Raw genomic sequence first — 18955 nt, 5'->3', positions numbered from 1 at the left:
ATTATGACAGATATATAAAAGGGGGATGCCACGGGCTCGGGTGGATAGAAAACGGGGCGCGATCATGCGGAATTCCAGTGCGCGCATAGCTGCGGATGGCGGCGATACCGTCGACCTGTCCCGTCATCTGAGCGCGGTCCGCCGGTTCCTGATGAAGCGCGCGCCGATCGGCGAGGTCGACGATCTGGTCCAGGAGGTCGCGCTGCGCATGCAGACCCGCCGCGCCACCGATGCCATCGACAATATCGAGGGCTATCTGTTCCAGGTCGCGCAAAGCGTGCTCACCGATCGCGGCCGCCGCGACACCGTGCGCCACCGCTCGGCGCACGACAGCCTGGAAGAATTTCATCATCCCGTTGAGGACCGCTCGCCCGAACGCGTCCTACAGGGCAAGGAACATCTCGCGCAGCTGATCGCGGCGATGAACGACCTGCCCGACCGCACCCGGCTGGCATTCGTTCTTCATCGCTTCGAGGAAATGAGCTACGCGGCGATCGCCCGACACATGGGCATATCGGTGAGCGCGGTCGAAAAGCATATCATGAAAGCCATCAAGCACCTCGCAGGTTCGCTGCGCTGATGGACTCCGCATCGGCGGATCCTGACGCCGCTGCAGCGGCAGCGGCCTGGTATGCGCGCCTGCATGCCGACGATGCGACGCCCGCAGACCGCGCGGCGTTCGGACGCTGGCTGTCGGCCGAGGACGCGCATGACCGTGCCTGGCACGAACTCGTATCCGCAACTCGCGTCCTCGATGACGCGCGCAACGATCCAGCCCTCCTCGCGATGATCGCGGCGACCCGCGGCGACGTGCGGGCAGCTCCGGCGCGTCGCCGGTGGCCGATGGCGGCCGCCGCGGCGGTGCTGCTGTCGATCGGCGGCACCACGGCGCTCGTCCTCGACAAGCATGCAGCGCCGGCGGCTACTGAGGTTGCGGCGGTACGCTATGTGACGCCGGTCGGCCGATCGCGCGATATCACGCTGTCCGACGGGACGCTGATGACGCTCGACGCCGACTCCGCCGTCCGCGTCTCCGCCCCCGGTGCCACGCGCCGCGTCGCGATCGATCGCGGCCAGGCCTTTTTCCAGGTCGCGCATGACGCGGCGCATCCCTTCGTCGTGTCCGCCGCCGGCAACAGCGTCACCGCGCTCGGCACCCAGTTCGCGGTACGCACCGCCAGCGACCGCGTCGTCGTCAACCTGGTCGAGGGATCGGTGCGCGTCGACACCCCCGTCCTCGGTCGCACCACAACGCTGATCCGCGGCAACACCCTGACGATCGGCGCATCGGGGCTGCACCTCACCCGCGCCGGCGCCGATATCGCGACCGGATGGCGCAAGGGCGAACTGACGTTCGACGCGACGCCGCTGGGCGAGGTCGTCGCCGAACTCAATCGCTATTCGGTGCAGCGCATCGAACTGACCGACCCGCGGCTCGCGAAGCGCGTGTTCAGCGGCGTCCTGCGGACCGGTGGCGGCGGAACCGCGCTCGCCGATGCGCTATCGGCGTACGGCATCGCGCGCGTCGATCATGCCGACCGGACACGACTGGTACTTGCACCCTTGTCCTGAAGGGTGGCGGGCGCTCTCGCCCGCCAAGCCCAGACCACCTTACACGGTCAGAACGACCTTCCCGCCGCCGCCCTTTTCCAGCAGTGCATGCGCGTCGGCGGCCTCGCTCAGCGGCATGCGCCGGCTGACCGGCAGCACGAAACTGCCGTCGGCAATGTCGTCCGCAAACGCGCGGAGCGTGACGGCATCGGGTTGCGCGAAGACGCGGCTGATCTCGACCGAGTCCTTGGCAGCGCCCTCCGGCAGCACCGAGGCATAGCCAAACCGCCCGCCGGGCCTGACCTTGCCGAGAAGCTTCGCCGCCACCGCGCCGCCAACCGTATCCGCGACGCCATCGACGGCATCAAGCTGCGCGATGGCGTCGTCGTCGTCGAGCGCCAGCACCGCATGCGCGCCGAGACTCTCGGCCTCGGCGACCTGCCGGCCGCGGACGCCGACGATCACCTTGGCGCCAAGCTTGAGCGCGGTATGCACCGCTGCGCGGCCCACGCTGCCGAGCGCGCCGCTGACGATGATCGTCTGGCCCGCGGTCACGCGCGTGGCCCCGCGGACGAGCTGATCGCCGGTCAGCACTACGAGGGGAATCGCCGCGGCATCGACCGGGTCGACCCCGTCGGGCAGGTGCGCCACCTGCGCTTCCGGCACCGCGACACGCTCGGCATAGGTCGTATCGGCCATCGCGATCACGTGATCGCCGGGCTTGAAGGTCCGCACCTGGTCTCCGACCGCCAGCACGACGCCGCTGACGTCCCTGCCGAGGATCGCCGGCAAGGTCAGCGGGAAATCCTTTTGCCGCGCGCCGGATCGCACCTTCCAGTCGATCGGGTTCACGCTGGTCGCGATCGTCCCGATCAGGACGGTGTCGGGACCGACCACGGGATCCGGCACGTCGTCGTCGTAGCTGAGCACTTCCGGGCCACCATATTGATGCATCCGAACCGCTTTCATCGTCTTCTCCTCCGTCGTCGGTGGCGCCGGATATAGGTATGGTCGGGTCGCGGTGCCACGAACGCCCAGGCCTGTGCCGCGCGCGTCAGTCGGCGACGTCGACCGGGTGCGTGACCACGATCTCGGGGCGGGCTGCGGCGATGTCGCGGGCCGCCATCCCGAACGCCTTGAAATGGTCGGACGCCATATGCTGCTGGACCGCGGCATCGTCGACATACAGTTCATTGAAGACGAACCGGCGGTCGCCCTCGGTCTCGCGCCACAGATCGTAGTGCAGCACGCCAGCCTCTTTGCGCGACGCCGTGACACAGGTCCGCGCGGCGGCGACGAACGCATCGTCCTGGCCCGGCTTGACGGTTACGAAGGCGACGATCTTGACGGCCATGATTCACTCCTGCGCTGGTTGGCGGTATCAGGGCCTATACGCACCGCACGCCGGATCGGCCGCCACATAACGACGCACGCTCGTGGGTACGGCCTAGAGCGCGAGGTCCGGACTGCGATCCGGCTTGACCCGTGTCGCCGCGGGCGCAGTCTTCGTCGCGATATGAACGGCGGGCGACGGGACGCTCAGTTGCAGCGTATCCGCGGTGCTCGCCCAATGCGCCGCCAGCATCTCGGGATGGTCGTTCAGCGCGATCCCGTAACTCGGCACGATCTCGCGGATCTTCGCCTGCCACGCCGGTGTCGCCAGCTGCGAGGCGAAGACCTTCTTGAGCAGGTCCAGCATGATCGACGGTGCGGTGGAGGCACCCGGCGACGCGCCGAGCAGGGCCGCGATCGATCCGTCCTTCGACGCGACGATCTCGGTGCCGAGCTTCAGCACGCCGCCCTTCTGGGGATCGCGCTTGATGATCTGGACGCGCTGGCCCGCCTGCCACAGCCGCCAGTCGCCCTCCTTGGCGTGCGGGAAATACTCGCGAAGCGCGGCCATCCGGTCCGCGTCGGACATGATCAGCTGTCCCGCGAGATATTCGACCAGCTCGAAATCGTCCCAACCCACCGCCACCATCGGGCGGAAATTATCGATCGTCACCGACTTCGGCAGATCGAAATATGACCCTTCCTTCAGGAACTTGGTCGAGAACGTCGCGAACGGGCCGAACAGCAGCGCCTGCTTGCCATCGAGATACCGCGTATCGAGATGCGGCACCGACATTGGCGGCGAACCCACCGCGGCCTTGCCGTAGACCTTGGCCAGATGCCGCTTCGCCACCGCCGGATTGTCGGTTACCAGGAACGATCCCCCGACCGGGAAGCCGGCATAGTCGTCGGCTTCGGGAATACCGGACTTCTGCAGGATCGGCAGCGCCCCGCCACCGGCACCGGCGAACACGAATTTCGCGGTCACCACCTGCTTGTCGTCGGTCTTCATGTCGCGGTACGTCACCCGCCACGTGCCGTCGGGGTTGCGCTCCAGCTCGCGGACCTCCTTGCCGGTGCTCAGCGCGAAACCCGGCTGTCGCTGCAGCGACGCGATATACTGCCGCGTCACCTCGCCCCAGTTGCAGTCGGTGCCGAGCGGCGATCGCGTCGCCGCGACCTTGGTGTTGGCGTCGCGACCCTGCATCATCAGCGGGACCCACTGCGTGATCTGCGTGGGATCGTTCGAGAACTCCATCCCCGAAAACAGCGGGCTCGCGGCCAGCGCCTGCCAGCGCTTGTGCAGGAACGCGACATTGGCGTCGCCCCACACCAGGTTCATGTGCGGGGTCGAATTGATGAACGATCGCGGGTCGTGGAGCATGCCCGTCTTGACCTGATGGCTCATGAACTGGCGCGTGACCTGGAACTGTTCGTTGATCTCGATCGCCTTCTTGATCTCGACCAGCCCGTCCGCCTTGTTCACCGGCGTGTAGTTGAGCTCACACAGCGCCGAGTGCCCGGTCCCCGCGTTGTTCCACCCGTTCGAACTCTCCTCGGCGACCTTGTCGAGCCGCTCGACCATCTCGATCGTCCATGACGGCTCGAGCTGGCGCAGCAACAGGGCGAGCGTCGCGCTCATGATGCCGCCGCCGATCACCAGCACATCGACCTTCCGCTCGGGCGCGGCGCCCTGTGCCTGCGCGAGCGGCATCAGCGAGGCCGAGCCGCCGACCAACGCGGATCCGAGCAGCCCGCGACGGGTCATCCCGCGGTCGGCGACCTCGTCGTTACCGCCTGCGCCGTGACCCTCGTTTGCTGATCCAACCACGTGTTCGTCCTTCCGGTTCGGTGAGCGCGCAAGCCGCTCACCAAGAGCGCGACGCGACGACATGGCACCCCACGCAAGACGCGACAGTTGAGCCGGATACGATATGGCGGCCGCACCCATGCGGGCCACGGAGTTTTGTCGCATTACGCTATACCACTGAATATGTGGCACTTTCTGCGGCCTCCGCGGGATTTCGCAGCGTCTCGCGGGCAGGTTTCGGGACACCAATCCCGCGCAATGTGCCGAAAGTTGCATACCGGGCCGGCGATGCTATTCACGTCGGATGCGACGGACGGGGAGCGTAGAGGATCGGCTCTGGCTGCTGGCAACACTGGCCGTTGCCGTCGCCGCGTTCCTGATCGCGGGGCATCTGGCGGAGCGTCGCGCGATCGACGAGCGGCGGTCGCAAGCATCGATCGACGCGCGGCTCCGCGCCGCGCTGCTCGACAGCGAACTCGCGCGGTTCCGGTTGCTGCCACTGACGCTCGCCGACGACCGCGACGTGATCGCGGCGATCGATGGCTCGGCTGCCGCGCAGGCTGCGCTCGACCGCAAACTGGAAGCACTGGCGCAGATAACACGCGCCGCTGCGATCTACGTGATCGGATCGAACGGCATCGCGGTCGCCGCGAGCAACTGGCGATCGCCGCAGAGTTTCGTCCGCAACGACTACACCTTCCGCCCCTATTTTCGCGACGCGCGCGCCGGGCAGGACGGCAGCCAATACGCGCTGGGTACGGTCAGCCACCGCCCCGGCCTCTACCTCGCGCGCTCGACCGCCAATCGCGGTGCGATCGTCGTCAAGCTGGAGTTCGACGCGATCGAGCGCGAATGGGCGCGCGCCGGCGGTGTCTCGGTCGTACGCAATCCGATCGGCATCGTTCTGGTGACCAGCAAGCCGGGATGGCGTTTCGCTGCGACGCATCCGCTGTCGACCGACGACACCCGCCGGTTCCGCGCCGAAACGCGGGTTCCCACCACCGCCTTGTCGGCTCTGCCCCTCGCGCCGTCGAGCAAGCCCGACCTTTTCACGGGCGCTCGATCGACGATGGTCGCGCAGTCGGCACCGACGACGCAGCCCGGCTGGCGCCTCACGGTCTTCGCGCCGATCGACGCGGCGGTTGCTGCGGCAAGGCGGCTCGCGGCGCTGGCCGCATTGGCGACGATCGCGATCGCGGCGATCGCCTGGTCGATACGCCAGCGCGTGCTGAACGCCGCGCGGAGGACCGCCGAACTGGAACGGGCGGTGGCGGAACGCACCGCCGACCTGCGCCGCGAAATGGACGAGCGCGCCAGCAGCGAAGCCCGCGCCGCCGATCTTCGCGAAGGTCTGCGTCAGGCGAACCGGCTCGCCGCGCTGGGGCAGATCACGGCGAGCGTCGCGCACGAGACCGCGCAACCCGTCACCGCGATCCGCACCTATGCGCTGTCGAGCGAAGCGCTGCTCGACAGCGGCGCGCTCGACGACGTGCGCAGCAACCTGACCGCGATCGGCCGCCTCGCCGACCGCATTGCGACGATCACGACGCAGCTGCGCGGTTTCTCGCGTCGACAGGCCGGCACACTGCGACCGGTGCTTGTCGCCGATGTCCTGGACGGCGCGTCGCTGATCATGAAAGACCAGCTGCGCGACGTGACGCTCCAGCTTCCCGCGATCGAACCCGGGCTTGCCGTCATCGGCGGCAAGGTGCGGCTGGAACAGGTGCTGGTCATCCTGTTGCAGAACGCGGTGGAGGCGATCGCAGACCGTCCGTCCAGACGGATCGCGCTCGATTTGACGTCCGACGACATCACCGTGCGGCTATCGATCAGCGATTCCGGCCCCGGCATTCCGGCCGAGCTGGCCGCACGGCTGTTCACGCCGTTCGTCACCACCCGGCCGCAGGGGCTTGGGCTGGGACTGGTGATCGCGCAGGATATCATGACCGAACTCGGCGGATCGCTGCGGCTGATGCCGGCGGATTCGGGCGCAATGTTCGAGATCGGGATGCGACGGGCATGACGCCGGACCAGAAACCATCCGCCGTCCTGATCGACGACGACGACGACCTGCGCATCGCGACCGCGCAACTCCTGACGATCCGCGGGTTCGACGTCCGCGCCTTTGCCGACGCCACGACCGCGCTCGCGCATATCGATGCCGACTTCCCGGGCGTGGTTATCACCGATGTCCGCATGCCGGGGATGTCCGGGATCGCGCTGTTCGAGACGCTGCACGACCGCGATCCCGACCTTGCCGTCATCCTGATCACCGGCCACGGCGACGTCGCGATGGCGGTCGACGCGATCAAGGCAGGGGCGTGGGATTTCCTGACCAAGCCGTTCGATCCCGAAGCGTTGATCGCGGCGGCGGCCCGCGCGGCAAAGGCACGGTCGCTGACGCTGGAGAACCGGCGGCTGCGCGCCGCCGCGGATGCCGAGGCCGGCGCGGCGCTGATCGGCGACACCGCGGCGATCGTCCGCCTGCGTGGGATGATCCCGATGCTGGCGGACGCCGCGCTAGACCTCGTCATCGAAGGCCAGTTCGGGACCGGCCGCGAGCATTATGCGCGACTGATCCACCGCGCCGGCCGCCGCTCGCGCCACCGGTTCCTCAAGATCGACTGCGCAACCGTCACCCTGCCCTCGCTCGAACGCGAGCTGTTCGCGCGCAACGGCGTCATCGCACGCGCGCACCGCGGCACGGTCTTTCTCGACAATCTGTCGCGCGCCAGCACGACGCTGCAGGATCAGCTGGTACGCCTCGCCGAGACCCGCACGGTGGCGTTCGAGGGCGTCGATCCCGACCCCGTTGACGTCCGCATCATCGCCTCGCTCGACGAAGGCCAGCGCGAGCGGGTATCGGCGGCGCTCTATCACCGTCTCGCCGGCGTCCCGCTGCGGATGCCGCCGCTCGCCGAACGCACCGCCGACATCCCGGTGCTGCTCGCCCATTTCATCGGTATCGCCGCCCGCCAGCATGACGTCCCGATGCCGTCGCTCGCCGATCATGTCCACCGACTGGCGACGCGCGAATGGCCGGGCAACGTCCTCGAACTCGCCCGGACAGCGGAGCGAATCTGCCTCGGCCTGGAGGAAGACGCCGTAACATGCGACACCCCGCCCGCTCCGCTGCCCGCACGCCTCGACGCATTCGAACGCACCGCCATCGTCGAAGCGGTCACCGCATCCGACGGCGGCATCGCAGGCGCGATCGAGCGCCTCCAGATCCCGCGCAAGACGTTCTACTACCGGGTCAAGCGGCTCGGCATCGACCTGCGCGCGCTTCGCCAACGACGTCCGTGACGGTCCACCGGACCATCACGGACGGCCAAATCAGCTTCCGGTCTTGCCCGCCACCGGCGCTTCCGCGGCGACCCGCGAGCCATCCGCGTTCAGCCCCAGATCCTTCAGCAGCGGTCCGACCTGCGGGTCGGCGCCGTTGAAGTTGCGGAACATCGGGGCGTAATCCTCGGTGTGCCCCTTCGACAGGATCATGTCGCGGAAACGCTGGCCGTTGGCGCGGGTCATCCCGCCATGCTGCTCGAACCAGTTGAATGCGTTCTCGCTCAGCATCTTGGTCCAGCTATAGGCGTAATAGCCCGCGGCATAGCCGTTGCCCCAGATGTGCAGGAAGTAGCTCGACCGGTAGCGCGGCGGCACGTCCGCGACGTCCAGCCCGGTGGCGGCGAGCGCCTGCGTCTCGAACACATCGGGGTTCTGCTTGCCCTGCGCCGCGGTCAGCGAGTGCCAGCTCATGTCCATCTCGGCGGCGGCGAGCGCCTCGCCGAACGAATAGCCCGAATTGAACGTCCCCGCGCGCTTGATCTTGTCGACCAGGGTCTGCGGGATGACCTGCCCGCTGCGGTAGTTGACCGCGTAATGCGGCAGCACCTTGGGATCGAGCGCCCAATGCTCGTTGAACTGCGACGGGAACTCGACGAAATCGCGCGCGGTGTTGGTGCCCGAGACACTGGGATAGGTCTGGTTCGCGAACAGCCCGTGCAGTGCGTGGCCGAATTCGTGGAACATCGTCGTCACGTCGTCGAAGCTGATCAACGCGGGCTGCCCCGCCGACGGCTTGGTGAAATTGCCGACGTTGTAGATCACCGGCTTGGTACCGATCAGCTTCGACTGGTTGACGAAGTTCGACATCCAGGCGCCGCCATTCTTGTTGTCGCGCTTCCAGTAATCGAAATACATCAGCCCGACCGACGCGCCGTTCGCCTCGGTCACTTCATAGACCATGACGTCCGGCTGATAGACCGGAATGTCGGTGCGGCGCTTGAAGTTGAGCCCGTACAGCTGGTTGGCGGCGTAGAAGACGCCGTCGTTCAGCACCTTGTTGATCTCGAAATACGGCTTCAGCTCATCCTGGTTGAGGTCGTATTTCGCCTTGCGGACCTGCTCTGAATAAAAGTCCCAGTCCCACGGCTTGAGCTGGAAATTACCGCCGGTCGCCTTGATCTGCGCCTGCAGCTCGGCGGCTTCGCGGTGCTGCTCCGCCGCCACCGGCGTGCCGAGCTGCTGCATGAAGCCGAGCGCGGTCTTCGGGGTCTTCGCCATCTGGTCCTGCAGCACATAGTCGGCCCAGGTCGCAAAGCCGATTAGCTTGGCCTTTTGCGCCCGCAGCGCGGCGATCTGCGCGATGGTGTCGCGGGTGTCGTTGGCATCGCCCTTTGCGGCACGGGTCCAGCTGGCGTTGAACAGCGCCTCGCGGGTCGCACGGTCCTTCAGCGTCGCGAGTTCGGGCTGCTGCGTCGTGTTCTGCAGCGTCAGGACGTACTTGCCCGCCATCCCGCGCGCCTTGGCGGCATCCGCAGCGGCGGCGATCTCGCCGTCGGACAGCCCGGCGAGCTTGGCCTTGTCGTCGACCACCAGCGCGCCCGCCTTCGCCGACGCGAGCAGCTTCTGCTGGAACGCCGTCTCCAGCGTCGAGAGCTGGCTGTTGTAGCGGCTCAGCGTCAGCTTGTCGGCGGGCGACAGCTGCGCACCGGCACGGACCATATTCTCATAGGTCAGCGTCAGGACCTGGAGCTGCTCGGCGTCGAGGCCCAGCGACTGGCGCTGGTCGTACAGCATCTTCACGCGGGCGAAGAGCGCGGGGTCCAGGTTGATCGCGTCCTGGTGCGCGGCGAACGCCGGTGCCAGGTCGGACTGGGTCTTTTGCAGCGTGTCGTCGGTGTTGGCGCCGACCACGCCGTAGAACGCCATGCTGGCGCGCTCCAGCAAGCGACCCGACCGCTCCATCGCGGCGATCGTGTTCTCGAACGTCGGGGCACTGCGCGCACGTGTGATCGCGTTGATCTCGGCGCGCTGCGCGGCCATCCCGGCGCGGAGTGCGGGGGCGTAGTCGGTGCTCTTGATGCGGTTGAACGGCGGCGCCTGGAACGGCAGCGTGCTCGCCTGCGCAAACGGATTGGCCGCGGGCAGCGGCGCGGTTGCGACAGCAGGCGCAGCCGTCTGGGCGAACGCGGTGGTCGACATCAGCAGGATCGTGGCAGAGGCGGCAAGAAGGCGCATGGATGCTCCATAATCGGGTGTATGACGCGTCAGATGCACCCGTGCGGATCGCAGGGCAATGGCCGCAAGCGCGCTATCTCAACCTGTTACGCACCGCGGCGGACGCGCCCCCGGCACCGACCGTCGATCATGTCGGCGAATTCACGAAACCCGGCCTCGTCTGACCGGTTCAGCCTCAATGAAAACCTTCGAAAACCAGATCGCCATCGTCACCGGGGGCGAATCCGGGATCGGCGCCGCCTGCGCCAAGACGCTCGGCGAGGGCGGCGCGCGCGTCGTCATCACCTATTTCAAGGATGCCGCAGCCGCGCAGGCGGTCTGCGACTCGATCGGCGGCGCGGATCGCGCGATCGCGGTGCAGGCCGACGTCGGCGACGAAGCCGCGGTCGAGCGCCTGTTCGCCCGCGCCGAGGAGGCGTTCGGCACGGTCACGCTGCTGGTCAATTCCGCGGGGCTCAACATGAGCGGCGTGATGCTGGTCGACATGGCGCTGGCGCAGTTCGACCGTGTCATCCGCTCCGACCTCTACGGACCGTTCCTGACCTGCCGCCGACTGGTCCGCGCGCTCGAGGCGAAGCAGGCCAAGGGCCGCATCGTCAACATCTCGTCGATCCACGAACGCGCCCCCCGCCCCGGCGGCGTCGACTATGATTCCGCGAAGGGCGGCCTGTCGCAGCTGACCGCGACGCTGGCGCTCGAACTCGCACCCAAGGGCATCGCGGTGAACGGCGTCGCGCCCGGCATGATCCTGACGCCGATGAACCAGTCTGCGCTCGACCACCCGGACGAACTCGCTGCGAAGGAAGCGGCGATCCCGTGGAAGCGCGCCGGGCGTCCCGACGAGGTCGCGGCGCTGGTCGCCTTCCTGCTGTCGCCGGCGGCGGACTATATCACCGGCACCACCGTGACGATCGACGGCGCGCTGTCGCTGACCGTGGCGCAGGGCGCGTGACGCTCACCTACGCGGTCGAGCAGCTCGACACCGTGACGATCTCCGCGGCGTCGATCATCGACGGCATGGACCTGATGAGCCCGTTCGTCTGGCGCGAAGGCGACCTCTACCGGATCATGATCCGCGGCGTGCCCTACCCGCTCGGGCCGCACGATCCGACCGGGATCATCGCGCGCGGGGCGAGCCGCGACGGGCTGGCGTTCACGATGGATGCCGGCCTCGCGATCACGCCCGGCCCCGGTGCCGAGGATTTGGGCGGATGCGAGGACCCGACCGTGCTCGTCACCGCGCACGAATATCTCGTCTATTATACCGGTGTCGATGCCGCCCGGGCGCAGGGCTGCATGATCCTCGCGGCGGGTCCCGACCTGACGATGCTGGTCAAGGAGGACCTGGTCCTCAAGGCACCGCCGGGCGAAGGCAATATCAAGGAGGCGACGCTCGCGCAGACTTCCGCGGGCGACTGGCGGCTGTTCTACGAATATGCCGCGGACGGCGCGTCGCGGATCGGCATGGCCAGCGGCCCGACCGCAAAGGGCCCCTGGACCGTCCAGCCCGATCCGTTCGGGATCCGCGAGGACAGCTGGGACAATTGGCACCTCTCGACCGGGCCGATCTGGCAGGAGCCCGGCGAGGACCCGGTGATGTTCTACAACGGCGCAACGCACGACGCGCGGTGGCGGATCGGCTGGATCAGCTTCAGCCCGGATTTCGCGACGGTAACCGGGCGCGGGCTGGAACCCCTGCTGGTCCCGCCCCCCGCGGTCACCCGCGAGGCCACCGACATCGCATTCGCCGCGTCGACGGTCGCGCACGGCGACGCCATCGCGCTTTATTACTCGCTGGAAGACCGCATGCTGCGGCGCGCGTTGATCGGACGATACCGGCGGTAGATACACGTGCCGGATCTCAGAGCCGAGACCGAATTATCCCGGGTAGGTCTGAACCAGCAGTCGGGGGAATACCGTCTCGATCGGCCTGGTATCCGGCAGGACATAGACATAGCCGCCCTTGCGCTGGAACAGCGGGCGTATCGTCTTGGCATAGGCCGCCGCGGGGACGTTGATGCAGCCGAAGGTGATGCGGTTGTCGGTCGGCGTCGGCGACAGCATCCGCTTGCGGCGCTGTTCCTTCTTGTTCGCACCCGGCGGGATCGGGTGGATCGCGACCGACGTCGCGTAATCGACCCAGAGTATCCTCTCCTTGCCGATCGGACGGCCGAATTTGGCGAGGAAGCGGCCGGCGGGCGTGGTCTTCTCGGCGGGGCCGATCTCGGCAAGGTTCTTGCTGCCGATACCCGGCGTGGCGTCGTCGCCGACCGCGATCCCGATCAGGACCGGAACCTGGCCGAGCGGTTTGCCCTTGCCGTCGAACATCAGCATCGCCGCCTGCGTCTTGTCGACGATGACGTACGGCAGCGCATGATTGTCGTTCGAAGCGGCCACCCAATCGGCAACCCGCGTCGCCTCCGCCGACGGGCCTGGCGGCGCTTCGGGGTCCGCAGTCACCGGTAGCAGCTGTGCGGGTTCGGCCTGCTGCGCGCTCGCAGCGGTCGAGACGAACAGCGCGAACCCGGCCAGCGCCCGAAAGACATCGTTCATTGCAATGGCGCTCAACGTAAATCGGCCGTCCCGGGAAGGAACGGCCGATGGATAGATCGAAAAGGTCGGTGGGTGATCAGTTGCGCGGGCGCTTCGCAGGCTTGCGCTCCTGCGCCTGAAGCCGCTGGTCGATGCCGTCGACGCGGCCAGTCAGCTGGTCGAGCCGCTGGCCGCTGTTCTGCAGCTGGCCCGAGGCGGCCTGGGCTTCGGCCAGCGCCGACTTGGCGGTGCCGTCGGTTTCCTGCAGCTTGGTCTCGAGCGTGTCGACGCGCTGGCTGACAGGCGCGATCTGCTCTCTCACATACGACTTGGTGGCGCAGCCGCCGAGGCCGACGGCCCCCGCCAGGAGCACGACTGCAGGGGTAAATTTCGACGCGAATGAGGACATCGTTTCTTCCAATCACTAAATACGCCCCCAAACTGAAGCCCAGCGCCGCCGGTTCGACAATCCGCATTGTGTCCGGCCGTGCATCTCGCGGGATCAGCGGATCGCATCCGCGCCGTGGCTATCGCTTTCGTTTGCGGGGCTGGTCGGGCGCGAACGGGTCCGTCGGGATACGCTCGCCGCGGTTCTTCGCAGCCGGTCCGGCCGCAGGCTTCGCCGACAAGACGCCGACGCACTCACGCAGTGCCGCAACCGCTGCGCCGCTCCCTTCGAGGTTCAGGCGCTCGACCGCGACGTCCCCGCGCGAGATGTCGAAGGCCTTGGACGCGGCGAAATACCCCGGAAATTTCGCTTCGAAGCTGGTGACGAACCCCTGCTTGCCATCCGCAGCGATCCCGACCGCGCCGTGCTTGGCATAGCCGCCGCTCGACAGGCGAAAGTCGAGGCTGAGCTCGTCGCGCGGCTTGATCGACCAGTTCGCGTTCAGGACCGACACATGGTTGGTGCCATCGCGATCGAGGCCAAGGAGCAGCGTAGTCTTCCCGGCGCGGTCATACTCGCGGGTCAGGAAACAGCCATTCTTGTCCCGGCTCACCGCGACCGTCCAGTCGCCGACATCGCGTGCCGGGTACTCCTGCGCCGACGCCGCCGCGCCGATGGACAGTCCGATCAGGCCGGCGAACGCGAACAAGGCCCGCGCGGCACGCGTTCGCGACTGGCCATTACGCCTGGTGACGGCGACGGGGTGTTGCACTGGCATAAGCATATCTCCTCGGTCGCATTAACTTGCTCCCGCGACCTTGGCCACGGGGTCGCGCCGGCCGACGCGAAAACCGTAACAACCCCCATTTTCGACCATTGATCGAATTCAGGAATTTGAGTATATGCGACCTGATCTTACTATGTGAGACTACGGACCTGCGGAAAACGTGGGCCATTTGGGGAGAGCCTGATGAGCAAATTCCATACCATCGCCCAGCTGTTGGTCGCCTCTGCATTGCTCGCGGCTCCGACCGCGATCGCCGCGCAGCAGACCGAGACCGCGCCGACACCCCGCGAATGGGTCGATCCCCTCACCCATCACCGCATCGTCCGCATCTCAGACGAACCCGGCAGTTCCAGCCTGTACTTCAATTACAACGGCTTCACCCCGCAGGGCGACAAGCTGCTCATCTCGACCCCCAAGGGCATCTCGGCGTACGACCTCAAGACGCGCAAGCTCGCGCCGGTCGTCGCGATCCCGCAGCCGTTCCGCCTGCTGTTCACCGGCCACAAGACGCGGTCGGTCTATTACCAGACGCTAGGGACAGCGGGCGACCGTTCGGGCGCCAAGACGGTGTTCGCGGTCGACATCGATACCGGCAGATCGCGGAAGATCACCGACGTGCCGAACGGCGACATCCAGACGATCAACGCGGACGAAACGCTGCTCGGCGGTGTCCTGACCGATCCAGGCGCGACCGCGGGCGTGCTGCAGACCTTCGCCAAGCGCGACGCCCGCTTCGACCAGTCCGACTACCGCGCCAACTGGCCCGACGGCCGGCCGATGAGCTATGCGGAATCGAAGGAAGTCCGCATGAACGAGCGGCTGGAATCGGCGATCCCGATGTCGATGTTCGTGGTCGACACGCGGACCGGGCAGCACCGTACCATCCGGCGCGCGACCGACTGGCTCAACCATTTGCAGTTCTCGCCGACCGATCCGAACGTCCTGATGTTCTGCCACGAAGGGCCATGGCACAAGGTCGACCGGCTCTGGCTGATGCGCGTCGACCAGCCCGACGCGGCACCGGTCAAACTCCACACCCGCACCATGAACATGGAGATCGCCGGGCACGAATGGTTCAGCCATGACGGCAAGACGATCTGGTACGACCTGCAGACGCCGCGCGGCGAGGATTTCTGGGTTGCCGGCTACGACGTCGCCAGCGGGCGGCGCACCAAATACCATCTGCAGCGCAACGAATGGTCGGTGCACTTCAACAGTTCGCCTGACGGCACGATGTTCTCCGGCGATGGCGGCGACGCCGAAATGGTCGCGCACGCCCCCGACGGGAAATACCTCTACGCGTTCACGCCGCACGGCATCCCCGACGTCGCCGGGCTGAAGGCGCCGAATGCCGAGACGCTGATCCATCCCGGCTTTTTCACGTCCGAGAAGCTGGTCGACATGGCCAAGCAGGATTACCGGCTTGAGCCCAACGGCGTCTTCACGCCCGACGGCAAGTGGCTGGTATACCGTGCAAACATATCCGGCGCGACCCAGGTCTACGCCGTCGAGATCGCCAAGACACGATAACGACCACCAACCCGTAGCCGTGAAAACACGGCACGGTCTTGCACGACAACAAGCATCCAACAGGGCGCTCAGAGGGGAATATCATGCGTAACGTCTATCATCGTCGCTTCGCCACCGGCTCGGCCACCGCGGCGCTCGCGATCGCGCTGGCGATGCCGGCAACGGCCGTCGCACAGAACACCCTCGTCAGCCCGCAGGACCCGGCGATAACCGCCCCCGCGCAGCAGCCGACGCCGACCGATCAGCAGCCGCAGGCGACCATCGCCGCCGACCCCGGCGCGCAGGGCCCCGACATCGTCGTCACCGGGTTCCGCCAGTCGCTCGCCTCCGCGATCCAGATCAAGAAGCAGTCGGCCGGCGTCGTCGACGCGATCAACGCCGCCGACATCGCCGACTTCCCCGACGCCAACCTCGCCGACTCGCTACAGCGCATTCCCGGCATCTCGATCGAACGCGACGGCGGCGAAGGCCGTACCGTCACGGTGCGCGGCCTCGGCGGCGATTTCAGCCGGACCCGCTTCAACGGGATCGAGGCGATCTCGGCGACCACCGGCTCGACGCTCGGCGCCGGCGTCAACCGCGGCCGCGCGTTCGACTATTCGGTGTTCGCCTCCGAGCTGTTCAATTCGATCATCGTCCGCAAGACCCAATCGGCCGAAGTCGACGAGGGTTCGCTCGGCGCAACCATCGACCTGCAGACCGGCCGCCCGTTCGACAATCCGGGGTTCCAGGCCGCGATCTCCGGCCAGGCCGCCTATTACGACATCAACGACAAGGTCGCGCCGCGTCTGGTCGGCCTGATCAGCGACACCTTCGCCGATGGCCGCATCGGCCTGCTGCTGTCGGCGGCGTACAATACCCGCGTCACGCAGGAGGATGCCTATAGCAACACCTCGCTGACCGATTACAGCGATCTCAACAACGGCTTCTGCCCGGTCGTCCCGAACACCCCGACGACCCCGGTCAACCCGCTGATCGGCACCGCGCCGCGCACCTCGCCGTGCATCGCCGCGACCGGCGCCAATCCGGGATCGACGCCCGCCGCGTACAACACGATCAACCAGCCGGGCGTCTTCGTGCCCCGCCTGCCCGGCTATGGCCGCTTCCTCAACAAGCAGGAACGCCTGGGCCTCACCGGTACGCTGCAGTTCAAGCCGAGCGACACCAGCGTCATCACGCTCGATGCCGCCTATTCGCGTTACAAGCAGGACAAGAACGACCTCGCCACCAACCCGATCAGCCTCAACCGCGGCGCCGGGGTCGCGGCAGCAGGCCTGACCGCGGCGCAGCTCACCGGCCGGCCGAACATGAAGGTCCGCGACGCGGTCGTCGAGAACGGCCAGCTGGTCTACGGCGTGTTCGACGGCACCGACTTCTCAGTCACCAACAGCCACGATATCTCGACGACCAAATTCTACCAGGTCGACCTGCACATCGAGCAGGAGATCGGCGACCGCGGCCATGCCTCGATCCTTTACGGCCAGTCGGACTCGGTGCTCGACAACCCCTATTCGCGGCTCGTCACGTTCAGCCGCTTCGACGGCAACGGCTTCGTCTACGACGCCCGCGGCGACAACAAGACCACGCCGCTGGTCAGCTATGGCTTCGACGCGACCAATCCGTCGAACTGGCAGTTCCAGAACGGCTACGACAATATCCGCGAATTCACCTCGCGCGTGACCAACCGGCTGCGCAACCTGAAGGTCGACTTCAAATACGAGCTGACCGACGAACTGACCGGCAAGATCGGCATCGCCGCCAAGCGCTTCACCTTCATCTCCGAACGCCAGCAGCGCATCGCCGGCACCACGGTCATCCCGACGCTGGCCTCCGCCGGGTTGAGCATGGCCGATGTCAGCCTGCCCGCGATCACGATCGACACGATCGGTATCCCGAAGGGGTCGAGCAACAGCTTCATCGTGCCCGACATCGACAAGATCATGGCGGCGTACAATGTCGATTGCTACTGCATCAACCAATATGGCGACTTCCGGATCGGTAGCGTCGGCACCGGTGCGCAGGGCGACAACCGCGCCGTCGTCGAGCAGGATATCAGCCCGTACATCCAGCTCGACTGGAAGATCGCGCTCGCCAACGGCATGACGCTGCGCGGCGACGCCGGCCTCCGCTATGCCAAGACCTATCAGCGCTCGCGCGGCTTTGTCGGCACCGGCACGCTGGTGCGGGTCAAGCGCAACTACGACGACTTCCTGCCCGCACTGAACGCCGCGCTCGACATCACGCCGAAGATCACCGTGCGCGCCGCGGCCGCCAGCGTGATGTCGCGGCCTTCGCTCGGCTTCCTGACGCCCGGCGGCTCGATCGGCACCGCACAGTCGCCGTTCACCGCGACCGTCGGCAATCCGCAGCTCGACCCGTACCGCGCGACCAATATCGACGCGAGCGCGGAATGGTATTTCGCGCCCGGCGCGATCCTGTCGGCCGGCTATTTCTACAAGGATATCGCCAGCTTCGTGCAGCAGATCAGCTCGACCACGACCTATGCCGCAGCGGGCCTGCCGCTCGGCCTGCTGACCGCGTCTCAGGACCCCAACACCACCACCAACATCACGTCGTACGTCAACACCACCGGCGGCAAGATCAAGGGGTTCGAGCTGCAGTACCAGCAGCCCTTCACGTTCCTGCCGAGCTTCCTGTCGAACTTCGGCACGATCCTGAACTACACGCACATCAAGTCGAACATCCGCTACATCCTGACCACCAATGCCAACGGCCCGACGCTGATCGCGCCGCTGACCAACGTGTCGCCGAACGCCGCCAATGCGACGCTCTATTACGAGGACAGCCGACTGTCGGCGCGCGTCTCGCTCGCCTATCGCGACGAATATGTCCGCCAGGTCCCGCTGCGCTCGGGGCTCGCCGACTATACGGGGTCGTACAGCACCACCAACGTCGATGCCTCGCTGTCGTACAAGCTGACCGACGGGCTGACGCTGTCGTTCGACGCGATCAACCTGACCAACCAGGCGACCAGCTATTGGGACGGCGTCGGCCTGCGCGACCAGCAGGTCTATTCGAAGACCGGCCGCCAGTTCTTCGCCGGCGCGCGGTACAAGTTCTAGCACCGTCCGGACGACCTCCGACACACCCCCAAAGCGTCATATAAAGAATTCTTTATATGACGCTTGACCCCGCTCGCCGAAGCTGGGACACACGTCGCGTCAAGGTTCTTCGGCCGTGAGAGCGCGCCGAAGCTAAGACGGGAAGCCGGTGCGGATCTCCTTTCAGGAGCCAGATCCTATGCCGGCGCTGCCCCCGCAACTGTAAGCGGCGAGCGGCGGTCATCGAGTGTCACTGGCGGTGCGAACCGCTGGGAAGGCCAGACCGTCGTTACGACCCGTGAGCCAGGAGACCTGCCTTCGACGCGATAACGTCCACCGGCGGGGATCCCGGGCTGGCTGCTTGCATGCGCACGGCCGGGCCCTGTCCGGACGCGTGTCGATGCCTGTGACCATCCGTCTTCCTCGCCCTTCATCGGGGT

General features: G+C 66.8%; 16 protein-coding genes and 1 riboswitch. Of the genes, 9 read left to right on the top strand and 7 right to left on the bottom strand.

The features are described from left to right. The first annotated feature begins 64 nt into the window (after window positions 1-64). The gene (locus SJY20_RS08305; protein WP_380786243.1) at window positions 65-580 is read left to right on the top strand and encodes an RNA polymerase sigma factor; all 516 of its coding nucleotides are present in this window, start codon (window positions 65-67) and stop codon (window positions 578-580) included. Further along, the gene (locus SJY20_RS08300; protein WP_380786242.1) at window positions 580-1572 is read left to right on the top strand and encodes a FecR family protein; all 993 of its coding nucleotides are present in this window, start codon (window positions 580-582) and stop codon (window positions 1570-1572) included. Before SJY20_RS08305 ends, SJY20_RS08300 begins: the two co-directional genes overlap by 1 nt. A gap of 39 nt (window positions 1573-1611) precedes the next feature. Here the strand turns inward: SJY20_RS08300 and SJY20_RS08295 are convergent, their stop codons facing one another. The 3 genes from SJY20_RS08295 to mqo form a co-directional block, all read right to left on the bottom strand. Continuing rightward, window positions 1612-2520 (bottom strand): NADP-dependent oxidoreductase, encoded by a 909-nt coding sequence (locus tag SJY20_RS08295; RefSeq protein WP_380786241.1) that lies wholly within the window; start codon window positions 2518-2520, stop codon window positions 1612-1614. Between the two features lie 85 nt (window positions 2521-2605). Then, complete coding sequence (locus tag SJY20_RS08290; protein ID WP_380786239.1) at window positions 2606-2905, bottom strand: putative quinol monooxygenase; 300 nt, start codon at window positions 2903-2905, stop codon at window positions 2606-2608. A gap of 93 nt (window positions 2906-2998) precedes the next feature. After that, entirely contained in the window at window positions 2999-4714 is a 1716-nt protein-coding gene (gene mqo, locus SJY20_RS08285) for a malate dehydrogenase (quinone) (protein ID WP_380786238.1), read from the bottom strand. Between the two features lie 283 nt (window positions 4715-4997). On the opposite strand from mqo, the gene SJY20_RS08280 reads away from it, so the two are divergent. Both SJY20_RS08280 and SJY20_RS08275 read left to right on the top strand, forming a co-directional pair. Then, window positions 4998-6716: an ATP-binding protein gene (locus SJY20_RS08280; RefSeq protein WP_380786237.1), complete on the top strand. Its 1719-nt coding sequence runs from the start codon at window positions 4998-5000 to the stop codon at window positions 6714-6716. After that, window positions 6713-7999: a sigma-54-dependent transcriptional regulator gene (locus SJY20_RS08275; protein WP_380786235.1), complete on the top strand. Its 1287-nt coding sequence runs from the start codon at window positions 6713-6715 to the stop codon at window positions 7997-7999. Before SJY20_RS08280 ends, SJY20_RS08275 begins: the two co-directional genes overlap by 4 nt. Before the next feature lie 30 nt (window positions 8000-8029). Here SJY20_RS08275 and SJY20_RS08270 read toward each other — a convergent pair whose 3' ends face one another. Next, complete coding sequence (locus SJY20_RS08270) at window positions 8030-10216, bottom strand: M3 family metallopeptidase (protein ID WP_380786234.1); 2187 nt, start codon at window positions 10214-10216, stop codon at window positions 8030-8032. 2 nt (window positions 10217-10218) lie between these two features. On the opposite strand from SJY20_RS08270, the gene SJY20_RS08265 reads away from it, so the two are divergent. Genes SJY20_RS08265 through SJY20_RS08255 form a run of 3 tightly spaced genes read left to right on the top strand, consistent with a single transcriptional unit; the run spans window position 10219 to window position 12061 of the window. Next, window positions 10219-10380, top strand: a complete 162-nt coding sequence (locus SJY20_RS08265; RefSeq protein WP_380786232.1) for a hypothetical protein — start codon at window positions 10219-10221, stop codon at window positions 10378-10380. A 14-nt stretch (window positions 10381-10394) separates the two neighbouring features. After that, window positions 10395-11168 (top strand): SDR family NAD(P)-dependent oxidoreductase, encoded by a 774-nt coding sequence (locus tag SJY20_RS08260; RefSeq protein ID WP_380786231.1) that lies wholly within the window; start codon window positions 10395-10397, stop codon window positions 11166-11168. Further along, window positions 11165-12061, top strand: coding sequence for a glycosidase (locus SJY20_RS08255; protein WP_380786230.1), 897 nt, complete (start codon window positions 11165-11167; stop codon window positions 12059-12061). The genes SJY20_RS08260 and SJY20_RS08255 overlap by 4 nt, the downstream gene beginning before the upstream one ends. Window positions 12062-12094: 33 nt before the next feature. Here SJY20_RS08255 and SJY20_RS08250 read toward each other — a convergent pair whose 3' ends face one another. The 3 genes from SJY20_RS08250 to SJY20_RS08240 form a co-directional block, all read right to left on the bottom strand. Then, window positions 12095-12769 carry a hypothetical protein gene (locus tag SJY20_RS08250; RefSeq protein ID WP_380786228.1) on the bottom strand — a complete coding sequence of 225 codons (675 nt, stop codon included), beginning with the start codon at window positions 12767-12769 and terminating at the stop codon, window positions 12095-12097. Between the two features lie 76 nt (window positions 12770-12845). Beyond that, window positions 12846-13157 carry a hypothetical protein gene (locus SJY20_RS08245; protein ID WP_380786227.1) on the bottom strand — a complete coding sequence of 104 codons (312 nt, stop codon included), beginning with the start codon at window positions 13155-13157 and terminating at the stop codon, window positions 12846-12848. Window positions 13158-13275: 118 nt separating this feature from the next. Continuing rightward, entirely contained in the window at window positions 13276-13914 is a 639-nt protein-coding gene (locus SJY20_RS08240; protein ID WP_380786225.1) for a hypothetical protein, read from the bottom strand. A 192-nt stretch (window positions 13915-14106) separates the two neighbouring features. Between SJY20_RS08240 and SJY20_RS08235 the strand changes: the two genes are divergently transcribed. Both SJY20_RS08235 and SJY20_RS08230 read left to right on the top strand, forming a co-directional pair. After that, entirely contained in the window at window positions 14107-15453 is a 1347-nt protein-coding gene (locus tag SJY20_RS08235) for an oligogalacturonate lyase family protein (RefSeq protein ID WP_380786224.1), read from the top strand. Window positions 15454-15536: 83 nt separating this feature from the next. Then, entirely contained in the window at window positions 15537-18536 is a 3000-nt protein-coding gene (locus tag SJY20_RS08230; RefSeq protein ID WP_380786223.1) for a TonB-dependent receptor, read from the top strand. A gap of 85 nt (window positions 18537-18621) precedes the next feature. Beyond that, window positions 18622-18850: riboswitch (cobalamin riboswitch) on the top strand. Window positions 18851-18955 lie beyond the last annotated feature (105 nt).

This window comes from Sphingomonas sp. R86521 (assembly GCF_042466235.1).
GTDB lineage: Bacteria > Pseudomonadota > Alphaproteobacteria > Sphingomonadales > Sphingomonadaceae > Sphingomonas.
This window is presented reverse-complemented; position numbering and strand designations above follow the sequence as displayed.

Bases quoted from the DNA above. Each gene is read 5' to 3' on its own strand.
- SJY20_RS08305 (WP_380786243.1), top strand. From the start codon at position 65: ATGCGGAATTCCAGTGCGCGCATAGCTGCGGATGGCGGCGATACCGTC.
- SJY20_RS08300 (WP_380786242.1), top strand. From the start codon at position 580: ATGGACTCCGCATCGGCGGATCCTGACGCCGCTGCAGCGGCAGCGGCC.
- SJY20_RS08295 (WP_380786241.1), bottom strand. From the start codon at position 2,520: ATGAAAGCGGTTCGGATGCATCAATATGGTGGCCCGGAAGTGCTCAGC.
- SJY20_RS08290 (WP_380786239.1), bottom strand. From the start codon at position 2,905: ATGGCCGTCAAGATCGTCGCCTTCGTAACCGTCAAGCCGGGCCAGGAC.
- SJY20_RS08280 (WP_380786237.1), top strand. From the start codon at position 4,998: ATGCGACGGACGGGGAGCGTAGAGGATCGGCTCTGGCTGCTGGCAACA.
- SJY20_RS08275 (WP_380786235.1), top strand. From the start codon at position 6,713: ATGACGCCGGACCAGAAACCATCCGCCGTCCTGATCGACGACGACGAC.
- SJY20_RS08270 (WP_380786234.1), bottom strand. From the start codon at position 10,216: ATGCGCCTTCTTGCCGCCTCTGCCACGATCCTGCTGATGTCGACCACC.
- SJY20_RS08265 (WP_380786232.1), top strand. From the start codon at position 10,219: ATGCTCCATAATCGGGTGTATGACGCGTCAGATGCACCCGTGCGGATC.
- SJY20_RS08260 (WP_380786231.1), top strand. From the start codon at position 10,395: ATGAAAACCTTCGAAAACCAGATCGCCATCGTCACCGGGGGCGAATCC.
- SJY20_RS08250 (WP_380786228.1), bottom strand. From the start codon at position 12,769: ATGAACGATGTCTTTCGGGCGCTGGCCGGGTTCGCGCTGTTCGTCTCG.
- SJY20_RS08245 (WP_380786227.1), bottom strand. From the start codon at position 13,157: ATGTCCTCATTCGCGTCGAAATTTACCCCTGCAGTCGTGCTCCTGGCG.
- SJY20_RS08240 (WP_380786225.1), bottom strand. From the start codon at position 13,914: ATGCCAGTGCAACACCCCGTCGCCGTCACCAGGCGTAATGGCCAGTCG.
- SJY20_RS08235 (WP_380786224.1), top strand. From the start codon at position 14,107: ATGAGCAAATTCCATACCATCGCCCAGCTGTTGGTCGCCTCTGCATTG.
- SJY20_RS08230 (WP_380786223.1), top strand. From the start codon at position 15,537: ATGCGTAACGTCTATCATCGTCGCTTCGCCACCGGCTCGGCCACCGCG.